14 protein-coding genes are annotated in these 14,362 nt (G+C 64.3%); 7 read left to right on the top strand and 7 right to left on the bottom strand.

What is annotated here, in order from left to right:
* Window positions 1–141: 141 nt before the first annotated feature.
* The 4 genes from ACK41X_RS12160 to ACK41X_RS12175 all read right to left on the bottom strand — a co-directional run bounded on the left by ACK41X_RS12160 (window position 142) and on the right by ACK41X_RS12175 (window position 5,707).
* Window positions 142–2,595 (bottom strand): DNA translocase FtsK, encoded by a 2,454-nt coding sequence (locus ACK41X_RS12160; protein WP_409723305.1) that lies wholly within the window; start codon window positions 2,593–2,595, stop codon window positions 142–144.
* A 5-nt stretch (window positions 2,596–2,600) separates the two neighbouring features.
* The gene (locus ACK41X_RS12165) at window positions 2,601–3,830 is read right to left on the bottom strand and encodes an aminotransferase class I/II-fold pyridoxal phosphate-dependent enzyme (RefSeq protein ID WP_409723308.1); all 1,230 of its coding nucleotides are present in this window, start codon (window positions 3,828–3,830) and stop codon (window positions 2,601–2,603) included.
* A 201-nt stretch (window positions 3,831–4,031) separates the two neighbouring features.
* A complete protein-coding gene (locus tag ACK41X_RS12170; RefSeq protein ID WP_409723310.1) occupies window positions 4,032–5,339 on the bottom strand; it encodes an ammonium transporter in 1,308 nt (435 codons plus the stop codon).
* Window positions 5,340–5,368: 29 nt separating this feature from the next.
* Window positions 5,369–5,707, bottom strand: coding sequence for a P-II family nitrogen regulator (locus ACK41X_RS12175; protein WP_409723312.1), 339 nt, complete (start codon window positions 5,705–5,707; stop codon window positions 5,369–5,371).
* Window positions 5,708–6,131: 424 nt separating this feature from the next.
* Between ACK41X_RS12175 and ACK41X_RS12180 the strand changes: the two genes are divergently transcribed.
* From ACK41X_RS12180 to ACK41X_RS12190, 3 genes are read left to right on the top strand one after another with little or no spacing between them, the layout of a single operon-like run.
* Entirely contained in the window at window positions 6,132–6,563 is a 432-nt protein-coding gene (locus ACK41X_RS12180; RefSeq protein ID WP_409723314.1) for a carboxymuconolactone decarboxylase family protein, read from the top strand.
* Between the two features lie 50 nt (window positions 6,564–6,613).
* Complete coding sequence (gene sigJ / locus ACK41X_RS12185; protein WP_409723317.1) at window positions 6,614–7,498, top strand: RNA polymerase sigma factor SigJ; 885 nt, start codon at window positions 6,614–6,616, stop codon at window positions 7,496–7,498.
* A gap of 36 nt (window positions 7,499–7,534) precedes the next feature.
* A complete protein-coding gene (locus ACK41X_RS12190) occupies window positions 7,535–7,966 on the top strand; it encodes a RidA family protein (protein ID WP_409723320.1) in 432 nt (143 codons plus the stop codon).
* 59 nt (window positions 7,967–8,025) lie between these two features.
* Here ACK41X_RS12190 and ACK41X_RS12195 read toward each other — a convergent pair whose 3' ends face one another.
* The gene (locus tag ACK41X_RS12195) at window positions 8,026–9,792 is read right to left on the bottom strand and encodes an alkaline phosphatase (RefSeq protein WP_409723323.1); all 1,767 of its coding nucleotides are present in this window, start codon (window positions 9,790–9,792) and stop codon (window positions 8,026–8,028) included.
* A gap of 139 nt (window positions 9,793–9,931) precedes the next feature.
* Here ACK41X_RS12195 and ACK41X_RS12200 point away from each other — a divergent pair, with 139 nt between their 5' ends.
* Window positions 9,932–10,408, top strand: coding sequence for a pyridoxamine 5'-phosphate oxidase family protein (locus ACK41X_RS12200; RefSeq protein WP_409723325.1), 477 nt, complete (start codon window positions 9,932–9,934; stop codon window positions 10,406–10,408).
* A gap of 230 nt (window positions 10,409–10,638) precedes the next feature.
* Here the strand turns inward: ACK41X_RS12200 and ACK41X_RS12205 are convergent, their stop codons facing one another.
* Entirely contained in the window at window positions 10,639–11,403 is a 765-nt protein-coding gene (locus ACK41X_RS12205) for a hypothetical protein (RefSeq protein ID WP_409723328.1), read from the bottom strand.
* On the opposite strand from ACK41X_RS12205, the gene ACK41X_RS12210 reads away from it, so the two are divergent.
* The 3 genes from ACK41X_RS12210 to ACK41X_RS12220 all read left to right on the top strand — a co-directional run bounded on the left by ACK41X_RS12210 (window position 11,344) and on the right by ACK41X_RS12220 (window position 13,364).
* A complete protein-coding gene (locus ACK41X_RS12210) occupies window positions 11,344–12,186 on the top strand; it encodes an OmpA family protein (RefSeq protein ID WP_409723330.1) in 843 nt (280 codons plus the stop codon). The two genes, ACK41X_RS12205 and ACK41X_RS12210, sit on opposite strands and share 60 nt — an antisense overlap.
* Before the next feature lie 159 nt (window positions 12,187–12,345).
* On the top strand, window positions 12,346–12,507 hold the full coding sequence (locus ACK41X_RS12215; protein ID WP_409723333.1) for a hypothetical protein: 162 nt from the start codon (window positions 12,346–12,348) through the stop codon (window positions 12,505–12,507).
* A gap of 11 nt (window positions 12,508–12,518) precedes the next feature.
* On the top strand, window positions 12,519–13,364 hold the full coding sequence (locus ACK41X_RS12220) for a hypothetical protein (RefSeq protein ID WP_409723335.1): 846 nt from the start codon (window positions 12,519–12,521) through the stop codon (window positions 13,362–13,364).
* Window positions 13,365–13,436: 72 nt separating this feature from the next.
* Here ACK41X_RS12220 and ACK41X_RS12225 read toward each other — a convergent pair.
* On the bottom strand, window positions 13,437–14,362 hold a 926-nt coding region (locus ACK41X_RS12225), incomplete at its 5' end, for an argininosuccinate synthase (RefSeq protein ID WP_409723338.1).

Below are 14,362 nucleotides of genomic sequence, written 5' to 3' on the forward strand. Positions count from 1 at the left end.
GGCGGTCGATTCTCAATAGCGGCATCGCCACAGCCGTCCGTTGCTCCCTGCCGCCTGGATCGCATGCGGAGATGTCATGGCTTGGTTCCACGCCGGCCGATCCGGACGAAGGGCAGGGCTCCGCTTGCTCTGAACTTCGGGTCAGCCGAACCGGCTGGCCCCTTCCTCGATCAGGATTTCGCGTTTGCCGGCGTGATTGGCCTGGCCGACCACGCCTTCCTGCTCCATCCGCTCCATCAGCGACGCAGCGCGATTGTAACCGATTTGCAGCCGGCGCTGAATATAGCTGGTCGAGGCCTTGCGATCGCGCAGCACGACTTCGACCGCCTGCTGATACAGGTCCTTCTCCGCGCCCATGCCGGTATTGTCGAACACCGCACCGTCTTCGCCCTCGGAATCGTCGCGCGTGACTTCCTCGAGATATTGCGGCACGCCCTGCGATTTGAGGTGGCGAACCACCTTTTCGACCTCGTCGTCGGCGACGAAGGGTCCGTGGACGCGGCTGATGCGCCCGCCGCCGGCCATGTAGAGCATGTCGCCCTGGCCGAGCAGCTGCTCGGCGCCCTGCTCGCCCAGAATGGTGCGGCTGTCGATCTTGGAGGTGACCTGGAACGAGATGCGGGTCGGGAAATTCGCCTTGATGGTGCCGGTGATGACATCGACCGAGGGGCGCTGGGTCGCCAGCACAACATGGATGCCGGCGGCTCGCGCCATCTGCGCAAGGCGCTGGATCGCGCCTTCGATGTCCTTGCCGGCGACCATCATCAGGTCGGCCATTTCGTCGACCACCACCACGAGATAGGGCAGCTCCTCGAATTCGAGCTCTTCCTTCTCGTAGATCGCCTCGCCGGATTCCTTGTCGTAACCGGTATGGACGGTGCGGGTCAGCGTTTCGCCGCGGCTTCGCGCTTCCGCAACGCGCGTATTGTAGCCGTCGATATTGCGCACGCCGAGCTTGGACATCTTCTTGTAGCGCTCTTCCATCTCGCGCACCGCCCATTTCAGCGCGACGACGGCCTTCTTGGGATCCGTCACGACCGGCGTCAGCAGATGCGGGATGCCGTCATAGACCGACAATTCCAGCATCTTCGGATCGATCATGATCAGCCGGCATTGATCCGGCCGCAGCTTGTACAAAAGCGACAGCAGCATGGTGTTGATGGCGACCGACTTGCCGGAGCCGGTGGTGCCGGCGATCAACAGATGCGGCATGCGGGCGAGATCGACCACCACCGGTTCGCCGCCGATGGTCTTGCCGAGGCAGAGCGGCAGCTTGGCCGGCGTGTTGATATATTCCTGCGAGGCCAGCATCTCGCGGAAATAAACCTTCTCGCGAAACTCGTTCGGCAATTCGATGCCGATGGCGTTGCGCCCGGGCACCACGGCGACGCGTGCCGAAACCGCGCTCATGGACCGGGCAATGTCGTCGGCAAGGCCGATCACACGGGAAGACTTGATGCCGGGTGCGGGCTCGAGCTCGTAGAGCGTGACCACCGGACCGGGCCGCGCATTGATGATCTCGCCCTTGACGCCGAAATCCTCCAGTACGCTTTCGAGCGCCTCGGCATGCTCTTCGATCTCTTCCGTCGACAGTGTGGCGCGGTCGCTCGCCTTCGGTGCGGCAAGAAGGTTGAGCGGCGGCAAGACGAAACTGCCGGAGCGTTTTGCCGGTTTGGGCGAAGCCTTGACGCGCGACTTGCGCGGCGCGGGCTCCACCGCCTCGGCTTCTGTCTCGTCGTCTTGGTCTTCGTCTTCGTAATCGTAATCGGCTTCGTCGTCGCTGTCCGGTTCGGGTTGCGCATTCAGGCGCGGCTCGCTGCGCGGAGCAGGCGACGCAGATCGCGCCGCGGGGCGCATCGCCAGCTCGTCGTCGCCGGAGAGGTGACGGCGGATGAACAGCGACAGCCTTGCCTTGGCGCTGAGCACGAGATGCACCAGCCAGCCCAGCGAAACAGAGCCGCGCTCCTCGTCCTCCTCGAATTCCTCGGCCTCGCGATGAATGTCCTCTGCCAGATCGCCGTCCTTGCGATAGCCGAAGCCCAGCACCACGGCGGCGGCCGCGAGCGTTGCGGCGCCGAGGATGCAGGCCAGCACGGTGCGGCTCGTGCCCGATGCGCCGAACAGGAGCAGCGGAACTTTAAGAACAGCGTCGCCGGCGACGCCGCCCATGCCTGCGGGCAGCGGCCAGCCTGCCGTGCGCGGCAGGCAGGATGCAAACGCGGCGGCGAGGATCAGTGTGCCGATCCAGAACAGCACGCGCAGCCAGCGCCGTCCCGGCGCACGATGCGTCATCAGCCGCCAGCCCCAGGTCGCGACCGGCAGCACCAGCATGATCGAGGCAAGACCGAACAGCTGGATCGACAGATCGGCAAATGTCGCGCCCGAGCGGCCGAGCCAGTTGCGCACGGGCGCGTCCGTTGCGTGGCTCAGACTCGGATCCTGAACAGACCAGCTCGCGAGCGCCGCGGTCATCAGCAGCGCGATCAGCAGCAAACCCAGCCCGCAGGCTTCCCCGATGCGGCGGCGGATCGCCGCGCGCAGATCGTCGGAGAGAAATTCGAACCGGTCGAGACCGCGTTGACTGATCGCCGGCATCCGCGTCACCCGAGCACGCCGACAAGGCGGTGCAGCGCCTCGGCGGTGGTTGCGTTGTCATGGACCATGGCGACGCGGATAAAATGTCTACCGGGATTGCTGCCGTCGCTTTGCGTGACCGATGCATATTCGCCCGGCAGCACGCGCAGGCCCGCCTCGCGCCACAGCCGTGTCGTCGCTTCCACGCTACCGCCCTGCGCCGAAACGTCGAGCCACAGGAAGAAGCCGCCGGCGGGCCGCCTGTAGCCGTAGCGATCGCCGATAATCTGGTCGGCGAGGTCGAATTTCTGCGTGTAGAGCGTTCGATTTTCGATCACATGCATCTCGTCGTCGAGTGCGGCGGCGGCCACCGCCTGCGCCGGCATGGGCACCTGCGGCGCGGCATTGTTGCGGTATTCGAGGAAGCGGGCGAGGAAATCGCGGTCGCCGGCGACGAAGCCGACGCGCAGTCCCGGCAGGTTGGAGCGTTTGGACAGCGAATTGAAGGCGATGGCATTGGCATAGTCCGGTCCCGCGACGTCAAGGATGCCCGCGGGCTTTTCGCCGAAATAGATTTCCGAGTAGCACTCGTCGGAAAAGATCATGAAGCCGTGCTTGCGCGCCATTGCGACGAGCCGCGCGAGATAGTCCCGGCTTGCGACCGATCCTTGCGGGTTGGCGGGTGAGGCGATGTAGACGGCGACGGTGCGCGCGAGCAGCGCCTCGTCGAGCGCATCGAGATCGGGCAGAAAGCCGCTCGCTGCGGTGGCCGGCAGATACACCGTCTCGCATTGCGAGGCCGAGGCTCCGGCCGAATAGGCGCCGTAGCAGGGATTGGGGACGAGGATCGCGGGCTTTCCCGCGCGGGGGGCTGCGTAGCGCGTCGCGGCCAGTGCGGCGAGGAACAGTCCCTCGCGGGTGCCGTTCAGCACCAGCACCTCGCTGTCCGGATCGAGCGGGCGCGGCAGGTCGAACCGCCGCGAGAGCCAGCCGGTCACGGCGTTGCGGAACAACGCGGTGCCCTTGTTGGCCGGATATTTCCCCAGATCGGCGATGTGCTGAGCGAAGACCGGTCCGGCGAAGGCCGGCACCGGATGCTGCGGCTCGCCCACCGCGCAATTGATCGGCGGTTTGCCGGGCGCGGCCGGCGCAAGCAGATCGTTCAGCCGCGCGAAAGCCGAGCGGTTTTGTGCCCGCGGATCGGCCGTCCGCGCGGACGACGGTGGCTGTTCGCGTTCGGCGGCATTCATGAACATCACGCGCATTTCGGCCGGACTACTCGATGATCCGCGAGCCTAGGCCGGGCTGGTTAAGGTCCGATTAACCATCGGATTTTGCTGGCCGTTGCGGGGCATGCGCTGCCCAAAACGAAAGAGACCCCGGTCTTGCGACCGGGGCCTCCATTCGGCGGGAGGGGCGGTGCCGGGTATACGCCCCGCCGCACGACCGTTGCGACGTCACTCCTGGATGGATTCTCCATGCAGGGCGATGTCGAGACCTTCTTCTTCCTGGGCGGGCGTCACCCGCAATCCGATCACGATATTGATCACAAACAGGATGATCGCACTGACGATCGCGGTGTAGACGATCGTGACGATGACGCCATAGGCCTGCAGCATGAAGCTCGCATCCTTGCCGGCTTCGTTGATTGCGGCACTGGCGAACACGCCGGTGAGCAGGGCGCCGATGATGCCGCCGACGCCATGGACGCCGAACACGTCGAGCGAGTCGTCGTACCCCAGCGCCTTCTTGATATGGACCGCCGCGATGTAGCAGCCAACGCCCGCGACGATGCCGATGACCAGCGCGCCGCCGGGGGCGACGAAGCCGGCGGCCGGGGTGATCGCCACCAGACCCGCAATCGCACCGGATAGGATGCCGAGCAGGCTCGGCTTTTTGATCACGATCCACTCGCAGAACATCCAGGCGAGCGCCGCGGCCGCCGTTGCCACCTGGGTGTTGAGCATGGCGACACCGGTGAGGCCGCTGGCATTCAGCGCCGAACCGGCGTTGAAGCCGAACCAGCCCACCCACAGCAGCGAGGCGCCGATCAGGGTATAGGTGAGGTTATACGGCGCCAGATTGGCGGTGCCGTAGCCCTTGCGCTTGCCGATCATGATGCAGGCGACGAGGCCCGCGATACCGGCGTTGATATGCACCACGGTGCCGCCGGCGAAATCGAGCACGCCCGCAGTGGCAAGGAAGCCGCCGCCCCAGACCCAATGCGCGACCGGCACATAGACCAAGAGCAGCCACAGGCCCATGAACCACATCATCGCCGAGAATTTCATGCGCTCGGCAAAGGCGCCGGTGATCAGCGCCGGGGTGATGATGGCGAAGGTCATCTGAAACATGATGAAGACCCATTCCGGAATGGTTCCGTTCAGGGAATCGTTGGTGACGCCCGACAGCATGATCTTGGACAGGCCGCCGATATAGGCGTTCATGCCGCCTTCGTTTTCGGTGAGGGCCAGCGAATAGCCGCACACCATCCAAAGGACGCTCATCAGGCAGCAGATCGCAAAACTCTGCATCAGCGTCGCGAGGATGTTCTTCTTGCGGACCATCCCCGCATAGAAAAGCGCGATGCCCGGAATGGTCATCATCAGCACCAGCGCGGTCGAGGTCAGCATCCACGCGGTATCGCCGGTATCCAGCTTCGGAGTCGGCTTGGCGTCCTGAGCGAAGGCCGTCGCCGCCGCGGTCAATACCGCCGCCGCTACAGCGAAGCCCAGACCGGCCCGCTTTGAAAACTTGAACGACATAATAGAGCTCCTGTCCGAATCGGTTCGCATTAGAGGGCGGAGGCGTCGGTTTCGCCGGTGCGGATCCGCACGGCGCTCTCGAGGTTGACGACGAAGATTTTGCCGTCACCGATCTGGCCGGTCTTGGCGGCCCCTGTAATGGCTTCGACGACCTTGTCGACCTGGCTGGTGTCGACTGCGACCTCCACCTTGAGCTTCGGCAGGAAGCTCACGGCATATTCGGTGCCGCGATAAATTTCAGTGTGGCCCTTTTGACGCCCGTATCCCTTGACCTCAGTGACGGTCATGCCGTGCACCCCGATCGCGGTCAGGGCGTCGCGGACCTCGTCGAGCTTGAATGGCTTTATGACGGCCATGACGATTTTCATTTGGTTCGATCCCCGTTGGCCCGCAGCCTCCCTGGAGGCGTCGGGCTGTACCACCTGGGCACCGGCAGGCATGGTCTAGCCATGCAGGCCGGCTCCCGCGCAGACTTAGAATCAAACCCCGTGCCACTTGGTCGCAACGCCCATAACTAACTGGGGTTATTGCGCATTATGATCCGCTGGAACCGCTGTCAGGTACGCATATGGGTGGGTCGCTTAAAGCCACGCCAGAGTTGCCTATAAAATAACCAGGATCCGCCAGCGAGGTCGCCGCACGACCGGGACGGTCGACTGACGCCCAAAGCAGGTGGCTGCCTTTGGCGGGCCGGGTCACACCGGCTGTTGCGCCGCTGCGAATTTTTCGCCGCTCCCTGTCACAAATTGACCCTCTGCTTCGTCATCAGGACAGCAAACGGGAGCGAGCGATATGAAAGCTTCGACCAGTATCGACTATCGTCGGCAGACACCGGCGATCCTGCAGGCCCTCACCGAGGCGGAGCGCGTCATCTCACAACAGAATTTCGACCGCCGCCTCTATCACCTCGTCAAGCTGCGCGCCTCGCAATTGAACCGGTGTGCATATTGCATCGATCTGCATCTTCGCGAAGCGCGCCAAGACGGCGAAACCAACGAGCGGCTCGACCGCGTGATTGTCTTCGACCGGGTCGAGGATTTCACCGAACGCGAAAAAGCCGCGCTGGCCTGGACCGACGCGCTGACCTTGCTCGGTCGCGACAGCGAACTGACCGCTTTGCGCATGCGCTTGAACGAAAGCTTCACCGAGAGCGAGGTCGCGGTGCTCACGTCGATCGTGGCCATGATCAATCTGTGGAACCGGCTGCAGGTCGCGAGCCATTGAAATGATGGATCGCTGAAGCCGCAAGCCGTTGACGTTGCGAGCTGCTGAACATGCGTGATCGTAATGAAACTCCGTCCGTCCGCACCATCGCAAGGCTGCGCGGGCTCGCCTATCGCATTCTTGGTTCTCGCGCGGATGCAGACGATGCCGTGCAGGACACTCTGTTGCAATGGCACAAGGCAGACAGAACCGGCATCGAAAATCCGGACGCATGGCTGACGACGGTCTGCACCCGCCTTTGTATCGATCTCTTGCGCTCGGCGCATCGCACGCGAGTTGACTATGTCGGCCCCTGGCTGCCGGAACCGGTCTTGACACAGACCGATCCAATCTCCGAGTCCAGCGTCGAGCTGGCGTCGTCGCTGTCCACCGCCTTTCTGCTCATGCTGGAGCGGCTGACTCCCAAGGAACGCGCCGCCTATCTTCTGCACGACATTTTCGATTTGCCGTACCTGCAGGTCGCGCAAACGCTCGAGTTGAACGAGGCCGCATGTCGGCGTTTGGTATCGCGGGCGCGCAACAGCATCGCGGTCGACCGGGTCCGGTACCTGGTTCCGGCCGATCGGCAGCAGCGTCTGCTCGAGGCATTCCAGTCGGCCGTGGCCAGCGGTCAAACCGCATCATTCGCGGCGTTGCTCTCTGAGGACGTCGAACTCCGCGCCGATAGCGGCGGCCGGGTTGCGGCGGTGAGTGAAATCGTCGCCGGTTCCGATCATGTGACGCGGTTCGTCGGCGAAGGCCTGCATCGCTACTGGCGCGATTGCGAATGGCGGATTGCCGACATCAACGGCAATCGCGGCGCGATCATCGCCAAAGATGATGCCATCGTTGCCGTGGTCTCGCTTTCCTACAACCCGGCGGGGCAACTGACCGGCATCTACATCATGCGCAATCCGCAAACGCTGGAGCGATTCGGGAAGACGACAGTCATTTGAGTTCGATGACAGACCGCAAATCCTGGAGATAACGAGATGAATCCGTCACCACATGCGCAGGCCAAACCATTCAGCCTGATCAATCCCGACGGGCTGTATGATCCGGCGCCAAACGGCTATTCGCATCTTGCAGCAATCGGCCCCAATGCGAGGCTGCTGCTCGTGGCCGGACAGGGCGGAGAGAATGCGCGCGGCGAACTGGTCCCGGATTTCGTCGGGCAGATGCGGCAGGCCTTCCGCAATCTTGAGACCGCAATGGCCGCCGCGGGCGCAAAGCTTGACGATATCGCCAAGTTAACGGTGCTGATTGTCGGCCATAACGAAGACAGGCTGAAAGCCTTCGGCGCCGAACTCGATCGGGTCTGGCCCAAGGCCGCCATGAAGCCTGCCTGCACCCTGATCCCGGTTCCGCGGCTTGCCCTCGACGGCATGTTGTTCGAGGTCGAGGCAACGGCCGTGGTCCGATGATGAGCCGGCAGCCGCGCGCGGCGCCCGATCAGTTTGCGGCGCCCGCGATGTCCGCCAATTCAGCGCGCCGTCGCCTCCGCGCCGGCCGCACCCAGTCCCAGCGCATCGGCCATCACCCGGAACACATCGGTGTTGTCGAGCTGTCCGCGCACCGCCTCGCTCCCCGGCCCGGATGCGGTGAGGATCACATCTTCTCCCGAATGCACGCTCGCGCCCGCAAGCCGCGGCAGATTGCCGAGCCGGAATACGGCGCCTGGCAGATTGCGATAGCGTTCGTTGGCCTCGAAGGTGTCGGGCTCCTGGCCGCGCTTTGTCGGCTGGTTCGGACCGTCGAGCCGTGGCCGGAACGTCTCGTAGTGATCCGGCAGGCTCGCCGAAAACATCGCGAGCCTCCGGCTGACATCGACACGGGCCGGATAGCCCTCCGCATCCGGCGCAGGATAATTCGGGAAGCCTGCGGCGCCGTAGATGCGGATCCGTTCGCGCATCGGCACGTTCGGCTCCCTCGCCATGTCGTCGTCTATCGTGCCGACGATGGCGATCGGGTGCGCGTGGTCGGCAAGAACGAGGATCAGGGTATCATCGCCGCGCACTTTCGCCCAGTCGCGCACCGATGCCACGACATTGTCGAACATAATGGTGTCGTAGACCGCCCGCTCCATGTCGAGCAGATGCGTGTATTTGTCGATCATTCCGGCTTCCACCATCAGGAAGAAGCCGTTCGGATTCTGCGACAGGATGTCGAGCGCCTTGGCGGTCATCTCGGTGAGATCGGGCTGGTCGGGGAAGCGCTTGACGCTGCCCGCCTTGAGGAACTTGCGGTCGAGCACGCCGTCCATATTGCCGAGATTGAACAGCCCGAGCAGCCGCCTCGTGTCGCTCGGGACAGCCTTCAGCTCTGCGCCGGTCGTCACATAGGCGTAGCCCGCCTCTTTGAATTTCGCGACGAAATCGGTTGCGTCGCGCCTTCGCGCGCCGGGTGTCCCCTGGGGCAGGAAATTCGCAAGCCCGCCGCCCATCAGAACATCGGGCTGCGCCGCGAAATATTGCGCGACGATCTGGTCATAGGACGTGCGCCGCCGGGTATGGGCGATCATCGCCGCCGGCGTCGCATCCTGAATTTCCGTGTTTGTCACGATGCCGACGGCCATGCCGTGACGGCGCTTGACCAGGCTTGCGATGGTCTCGACCCGCGGATCGTCGAACGGATCGGCGGTGCGGTCCGGATAGACGCCCATCGCGTTCACCGCGGTCTTATGACCGGTCACATAGGCGCTGGCGGAATTTGCCGAGTCGGTGATGATGGAATCGAGTCCGGCGGTTGCGACCAGCGCCATCTGCGGCATGTCGTCCATCGAAAGCTTGCCCGACGCTCTGCCCTCGATCATGCCCTTGGACAAAATCCGCGCCGCCGTGCGATGTGCGCCCGACAATCCGTCGCCGATCAGCAGCACCACATTCCTGGCGCGGCGCGCCGGCGTGTCGTAGACGGTCCACACGATCTCGCGCGACGCCGAGGGCGTCGTGACGCGGATGGCGTAGCGGCCCGGCTTCGCCAGCGACACATCGCGCAGGATCAGCGCAGATTGCTCCGTGCCGTCTTCCCGTTCGATCCAGTCGGCCGGTTTGCCAAAGACCGCGCCGTGATCGGTGCCGTTGACGGTAAGGGAGACGGTTTCCGGAGTGGCCACCGTGTCCAGTTCGACTTTCAGGTCGAACCGCGCACCGGCCAGGATTTCGGCGCGATCCACCGGATAAATGGTCTGGGCGGACCCCCCCGATCCTGCGATGAGGAGAAACGCTGCGGCAAGAACCGGAACGCGCATGGGCAAACTCCTTGCGTGTCCGGTCAGCATAGCCGCCGCTCTGTGACGGGCCTATTGCATCGGGATTGGCTGCGGAACGTCTGGCCGCGCCGGCGGTTACGTTCCGGAAGCAGCCGCGAGCCGATTGAAGGAGCTACAAATGACCGCCGACGCCGAACGCGTATGGGATCTCATGGACAAAATCTCCATCTGCATGCTCGCAAGCTGGAACGGACAGGAGCTGGCCTCGCGCCCGATGGCGGCCTTCGTGCGCCGCAAGAATAATGCGGTCTATTTCCTGACCGATGTCCGTCACCACAAGGACGACGATATCCGGAACTTTCCCAAAATCTGCCTGGCCTTTGCCGATCCGGGCAGCGAGCGTTTCGTGTCCCTGTCCGGGACAGCTGAGGTGTCGGCCGACCGCGCCGTGATCCGCGAGTTATGGTCGACGCCGGCAAAGGCCTGGTGGGACTCCCCGGAGGATCCGAACATCCGGATGCTCAAGGTAACGCCGGAGGAGGCGCAATATTGGGAGGGCCCTGGAAAGGTGCTGAGCACGGTGAAGATGGCGATCGCCGCGGCGACCGGTCAGCGTCCCGACATGGGCGCCAACGAGAAGGTGGCGATGCGGTAGGTGTTCGTGGACGTGATTCGCGGACGTTGCCGCCCTGCGACAATAAAGACGGCGGAACAAACTTGATTTGCGCAGGTATTTACGGCCGTTAAGCAAACGGCCACGTCCCTGCCATCGTTCTGTCGCACGGCTTGGCGCGACCGTCGGGGGAACGGTCGTGCCCAAGGATCTTCACCATACGCAGCGAGAATCATATGCGTCTTTCACGACTGCTCCTTTCCGGAGCCGCACTATCCATTGTGTTGACAGGGCAGCCGGCGGAAGCGCGCGATGATCTGACCCCGTTTGTCGTTGCGCAAGATCAGGGCGACCGCGATCAGCGGCGGCAGCAGCGCCAACAGGACCGTCAGCAAAACCGCGATCAGCGGCAGCAGCAACGCGCCCAGGAGCAGCAGCAGCGCCAGCAGCAGCAGCAGCAACGCCAGCAAGAGCGTCAGCAGAACCGCGATCAGCGACAGCAGCAACGCGCCCAGGAGCCTCAGCGACAGCAGCAGCAGCAACGCCAGCAGGAACGCCAGCAGAATCGGGCTCAGGAGCAGCAGCAGCGCCAACAGCAACAGCAGCAGCGACAGCAGGAGCAGCAGCAGCGCCGTCAGCAGGAGCAGCAGCAGCGCCAGCAACGCCAACAGGACCAGCGGCAGCAGCAGGAGCAGCGCCGCCAGGAACAGCAGCAACGCCGCCAGGAGCAGCAGCAGCGGCAGCAGGAACAGCGGCAGGAGCGCCGCGACGACCGGCAGCAGCGGCAAGACCAGCGGCAAGAGCAGCGGCAGGAGCAGCGCCAGCAGCAAAATCAGCGGCAGCAGGAGCAACAGCAACAGCGCCAGGAGCAGCGTGGCCAGCAGCAGGAGCAGCGCCAGCAGCGCCGCGAAGACCGCGCGCGACGCATCGATGAGGTGCGCGGCGAGCGTCAGGTCCGCCAGGAGGGCAATCGCCGGGTGATCCAGGAAGGCAGCCGCGCCATCGTCCAGGACGGCAACCGCAAGTTCATCCGGCACGACGAAACCGAGCGGTTCCGCCGCGTCGGCCGCGACGTCAACGTGCAGCGCCTGGGCAACGAGACGCGGACCACGATCGTCAATCCGCGCGGCCAGCGCATCGTCACCGTGACCGACGCCAATGGCCGGCTGTTGCGCCGTTCGCGCTATGTCAACGGCCGCGAGGTCATCATCATCGACAACCGTCCGCGCGGCGGACGCCGGGCGGATGCGTTCTTCGTGGCGCTGCCGGTGCTGGCCATCGGCGCGCTGGCGATCCCGCCTGAGCGCTACATTGTCGAGGCGGAAGAGGCGCCGCCGGAATACATCTATGACGCGCTGATGGCGCCGCCGGTCGAGGTGCTGCCGCGGGCCTATACCCTCGACGAAATCCGCTACAGCCCGGGATTGCGCGATCGCATGCCGCGGGTCGATATCAACACCATCACCTTCGATCTCGGGTCATGGGAAATCACGCCGGATCAGTATGACCGGCTGGCGCCGATCGCCGAAGGCATTCGCCGCGCCATCGAGCGAAATCCGAACGAGGTGTTCCTGATCGAAGGCCACACCGACGCCACCGGTAACGACGACGACAACCTGTCGCTGTCGGATCGCCGCGCCGAAGCGGTGTCGGTGATCCTCACCGACGAATTCCAGATTCCGCCCGAGAATCTGACGACACAGGGCTACGGCTCCCAGCAGCTCAAGGTGCAGACCATGGCCGCCGAGCGGGCGAACCGTCGCGTCACCGTGCGCCGCATCACGCCGCTGCTGCAGCAGGGTCAGTTGCAACCGCAATAGCGGCCCGGTGCGGATGCAAAAGGACGCCGAGGGCGTCCGCTCCAACACAACGACAATGGCCGGGCGCGCGCCCGGCCATTGTGTTTTGATGAGCCTTACAAGAGCGGCGTCGACCACAATGGACGGTTCCCCGGAGATTCGGCGCCGCCGGCGCACACCATGGTTTCCGCCACGCTTTGCGGCGAAGGCGCGGAACCGGGAACACAGTTGAAGGTTGCTCCCCCGTCGGAAAAACGGGAGAGAACCATGCACGGAATTATCTATCTGGTCGGACTGATCGTTGTGATTATGGCGATCCTGTCGTTCTTCGGCCTGCGCTGAGGAGACGAAGGATGGACACACAACCAGCAACGGTCCGCGCGACGGCGGGGTTGCCGAGCGTCGAATGGGGCCCGGTATGGGCCGGCGCCATCGCCGCAGCGGCGCTCGCTTTTGTCCTGCACAGCTTCGCCGCCGCAATGGGTCTTGCCGTCGGCTCCACCGCACCGACCTGGCGGGATGCGTCGATGACGCTGTTCGTGCTGTCCGGCATCTATCTCGTGCTGGTGGCGTTGGCGGCTTACGGGATCGGCGGCTATATCGCAGGATCGATGCTTGGCCGAACCGACTCCTTCGATGCCGACGAAAGCGAGACGCGCGACGGCACGCACGGCCTTCTGGTCTGGGCGCTGGCGACGCTGATGGCTGCGCTGTTGCTGATCGGCGGGGCGATCGGCGCGAGCCGGCTTGCCGCACCGGCTTCCGGCAATGCGGGGCCGGCTGTCTCGGTCCCGGGCGAGACGATCATCGCGTTCGATCTCGACCGCCTGTTCCGCTCCGACGGCAGGCCGATAGAAGGCGATGTGGCCGCGACGCGGGCAGAAGCCGCGCGCATCCTGCTCACCGCCGGCGGGCATTCCGGCGTCCAGGCAGAGGATCGCGCCTACCTGACGCGGCTGGTGGCCGCGCATACTGGCCTTTCCGCGGGTGACGCCCAGAAGCGTGTGGAAACCGTGATCGCCTCTGCGCGCGAGACCATTTCGCGGGCACGCAATGCCGCCGTCTTGCTGGCGTTCCTCGCCGGAGCGGCATCGCTCCTCGGTGCAGTTGCGGCGTGGTACGGCGCCTGCGCCGGCGCAAGGCATCGGGCGACGCAATGGGGCACGTCGATCTGGCGGACGCTGCCCCGGCGGGCATAATCCCCGCATCAAAGACGACCCGACCGGGGGACGGGGAGCGGCGGAAAGCGGCTCTCCTTCTCCGTCGATCAATCAGAGTCCCCGCTTCTTCTTGCGTTGTCCGAGCGTGCGCAGCCGCAACGCATTCAGCCGGATGAAGCCTTCGGCGTCGCGGTGATCGTAGGCGACCGCGCCTTCCTCGAAGGTGACGAGCTCCTGATCGTAGAGCGAATACGGGCTCTCGCGACCGGTCACCCAGACATTGCCGCGATAGAGCTTCAGCCGGACACGGCCGGTGACATGCTCCTGCGACTTGTCGATCGCCGCCTGCAGCATTTCGCGTTCGGGCGTGAACCAGAATCCGTTATAAATCAGTTCGGCATATTTCGGCATCAGCTCGTCCTTGAGATGCGCCGCGCCGCGGTCGAGCGTGATGCTTTCGATGGCGCGATGCGCCGCGAGCAGGATGGTGCCGCCCGGCGTCTCGTACATGCCGCGCGACTTCATGCCGACGAAGCGGTTCTCGACCAGATCGAGCCGGCCGATGCCGTGCAGCTTGCCGAGATCGTTGAGATTCTTCAGCAGCGTCGCGGGCGACATTTTCTTGCCATCGACCGCTGTCGCATCGCCCTTCTCGAAGTCGACGGTGATTTCGGCCGGCTTGTCCGGCGCGGTCAGCGGATCGTCGGTGCGCGAGAACACGTAATCCGGCACTTCGACATTCGGGTCTTCCAGAACCTTGCCTTCGGAGGACGAGTGCAGGAGGTTGGCGTCGACCGAGAACGGCGCCTCGCCGCGCTTGTCCTTGGCGATCGGGATCTGATGCTTCTCGGCGAAGTCGATCAGCCTGGTGCGCGAAGTGAGATCCCATTCGCGCCACGGCGCAATCACGGTAATATCGGGCTTGAGCGCATAATAGGTCAGCTCGAAACGAACCTGGTCGTTGCCCTTGCCGGTCGCGCCATGGGCCACGGCATCGGCGCCGACTTTCTCGGCGATTTCGATCTGCTTCTTGGCGA

The sequence above is a fragment of the Pseudorhodoplanes sp. genome, assembly GCF_046289595.1.
GTDB lineage: Bacteria > Pseudomonadota > Alphaproteobacteria > Rhizobiales > Xanthobacteraceae > Pseudorhodoplanes.

Bases quoted from the DNA above. Each gene is read 5' to 3' on its own strand.
- ACK41X_RS12160 (WP_409723305.1), bottom strand. From the start codon at position 2,595: ATGCCGGCGATCAGTCAACGCGGTCTCGACCGGTTCGAATTTCTCTCC.
- ACK41X_RS12165 (WP_409723308.1), bottom strand. From the start codon at position 3,830: ATGTTCATGAATGCCGCCGAACGCGAACAGCCACCGTCGTCCGCGCGG.
- ACK41X_RS12170 (WP_409723310.1), bottom strand. From the start codon at position 5,339: ATGTCGTTCAAGTTTTCAAAGCGGGCCGGTCTGGGCTTCGCTGTAGCG.
- ACK41X_RS12175 (WP_409723312.1), bottom strand. From the start codon at position 5,707: ATGAAAATCGTCATGGCCGTCATAAAGCCATTCAAGCTCGACGAGGTC.
- ACK41X_RS12180 (WP_409723314.1), top strand. From the start codon at position 6,132: ATGAAAGCTTCGACCAGTATCGACTATCGTCGGCAGACACCGGCGATC.
- sigJ (WP_409723317.1), top strand. From the start codon at position 6,614: ATGCGTGATCGTAATGAAACTCCGTCCGTCCGCACCATCGCAAGGCTG.
- ACK41X_RS12190 (WP_409723320.1), top strand. From the start codon at position 7,535: ATGAATCCGTCACCACATGCGCAGGCCAAACCATTCAGCCTGATCAAT.
- ACK41X_RS12195 (WP_409723323.1), bottom strand. From the start codon at position 9,792: ATGCGCGTTCCGGTTCTTGCCGCAGCGTTTCTCCTCATCGCAGGATCG.
- ACK41X_RS12200 (WP_409723325.1), top strand. From the start codon at position 9,932: ATGACCGCCGACGCCGAACGCGTATGGGATCTCATGGACAAAATCTCC.
- ACK41X_RS12215 (WP_409723333.1), top strand. From the start codon at position 12,346: ATGGTTTCCGCCACGCTTTGCGGCGAAGGCGCGGAACCGGGAACACAG.
- ACK41X_RS12220 (WP_409723335.1), top strand. From the start codon at position 12,519: ATGGACACACAACCAGCAACGGTCCGCGCGACGGCGGGGTTGCCGAGC.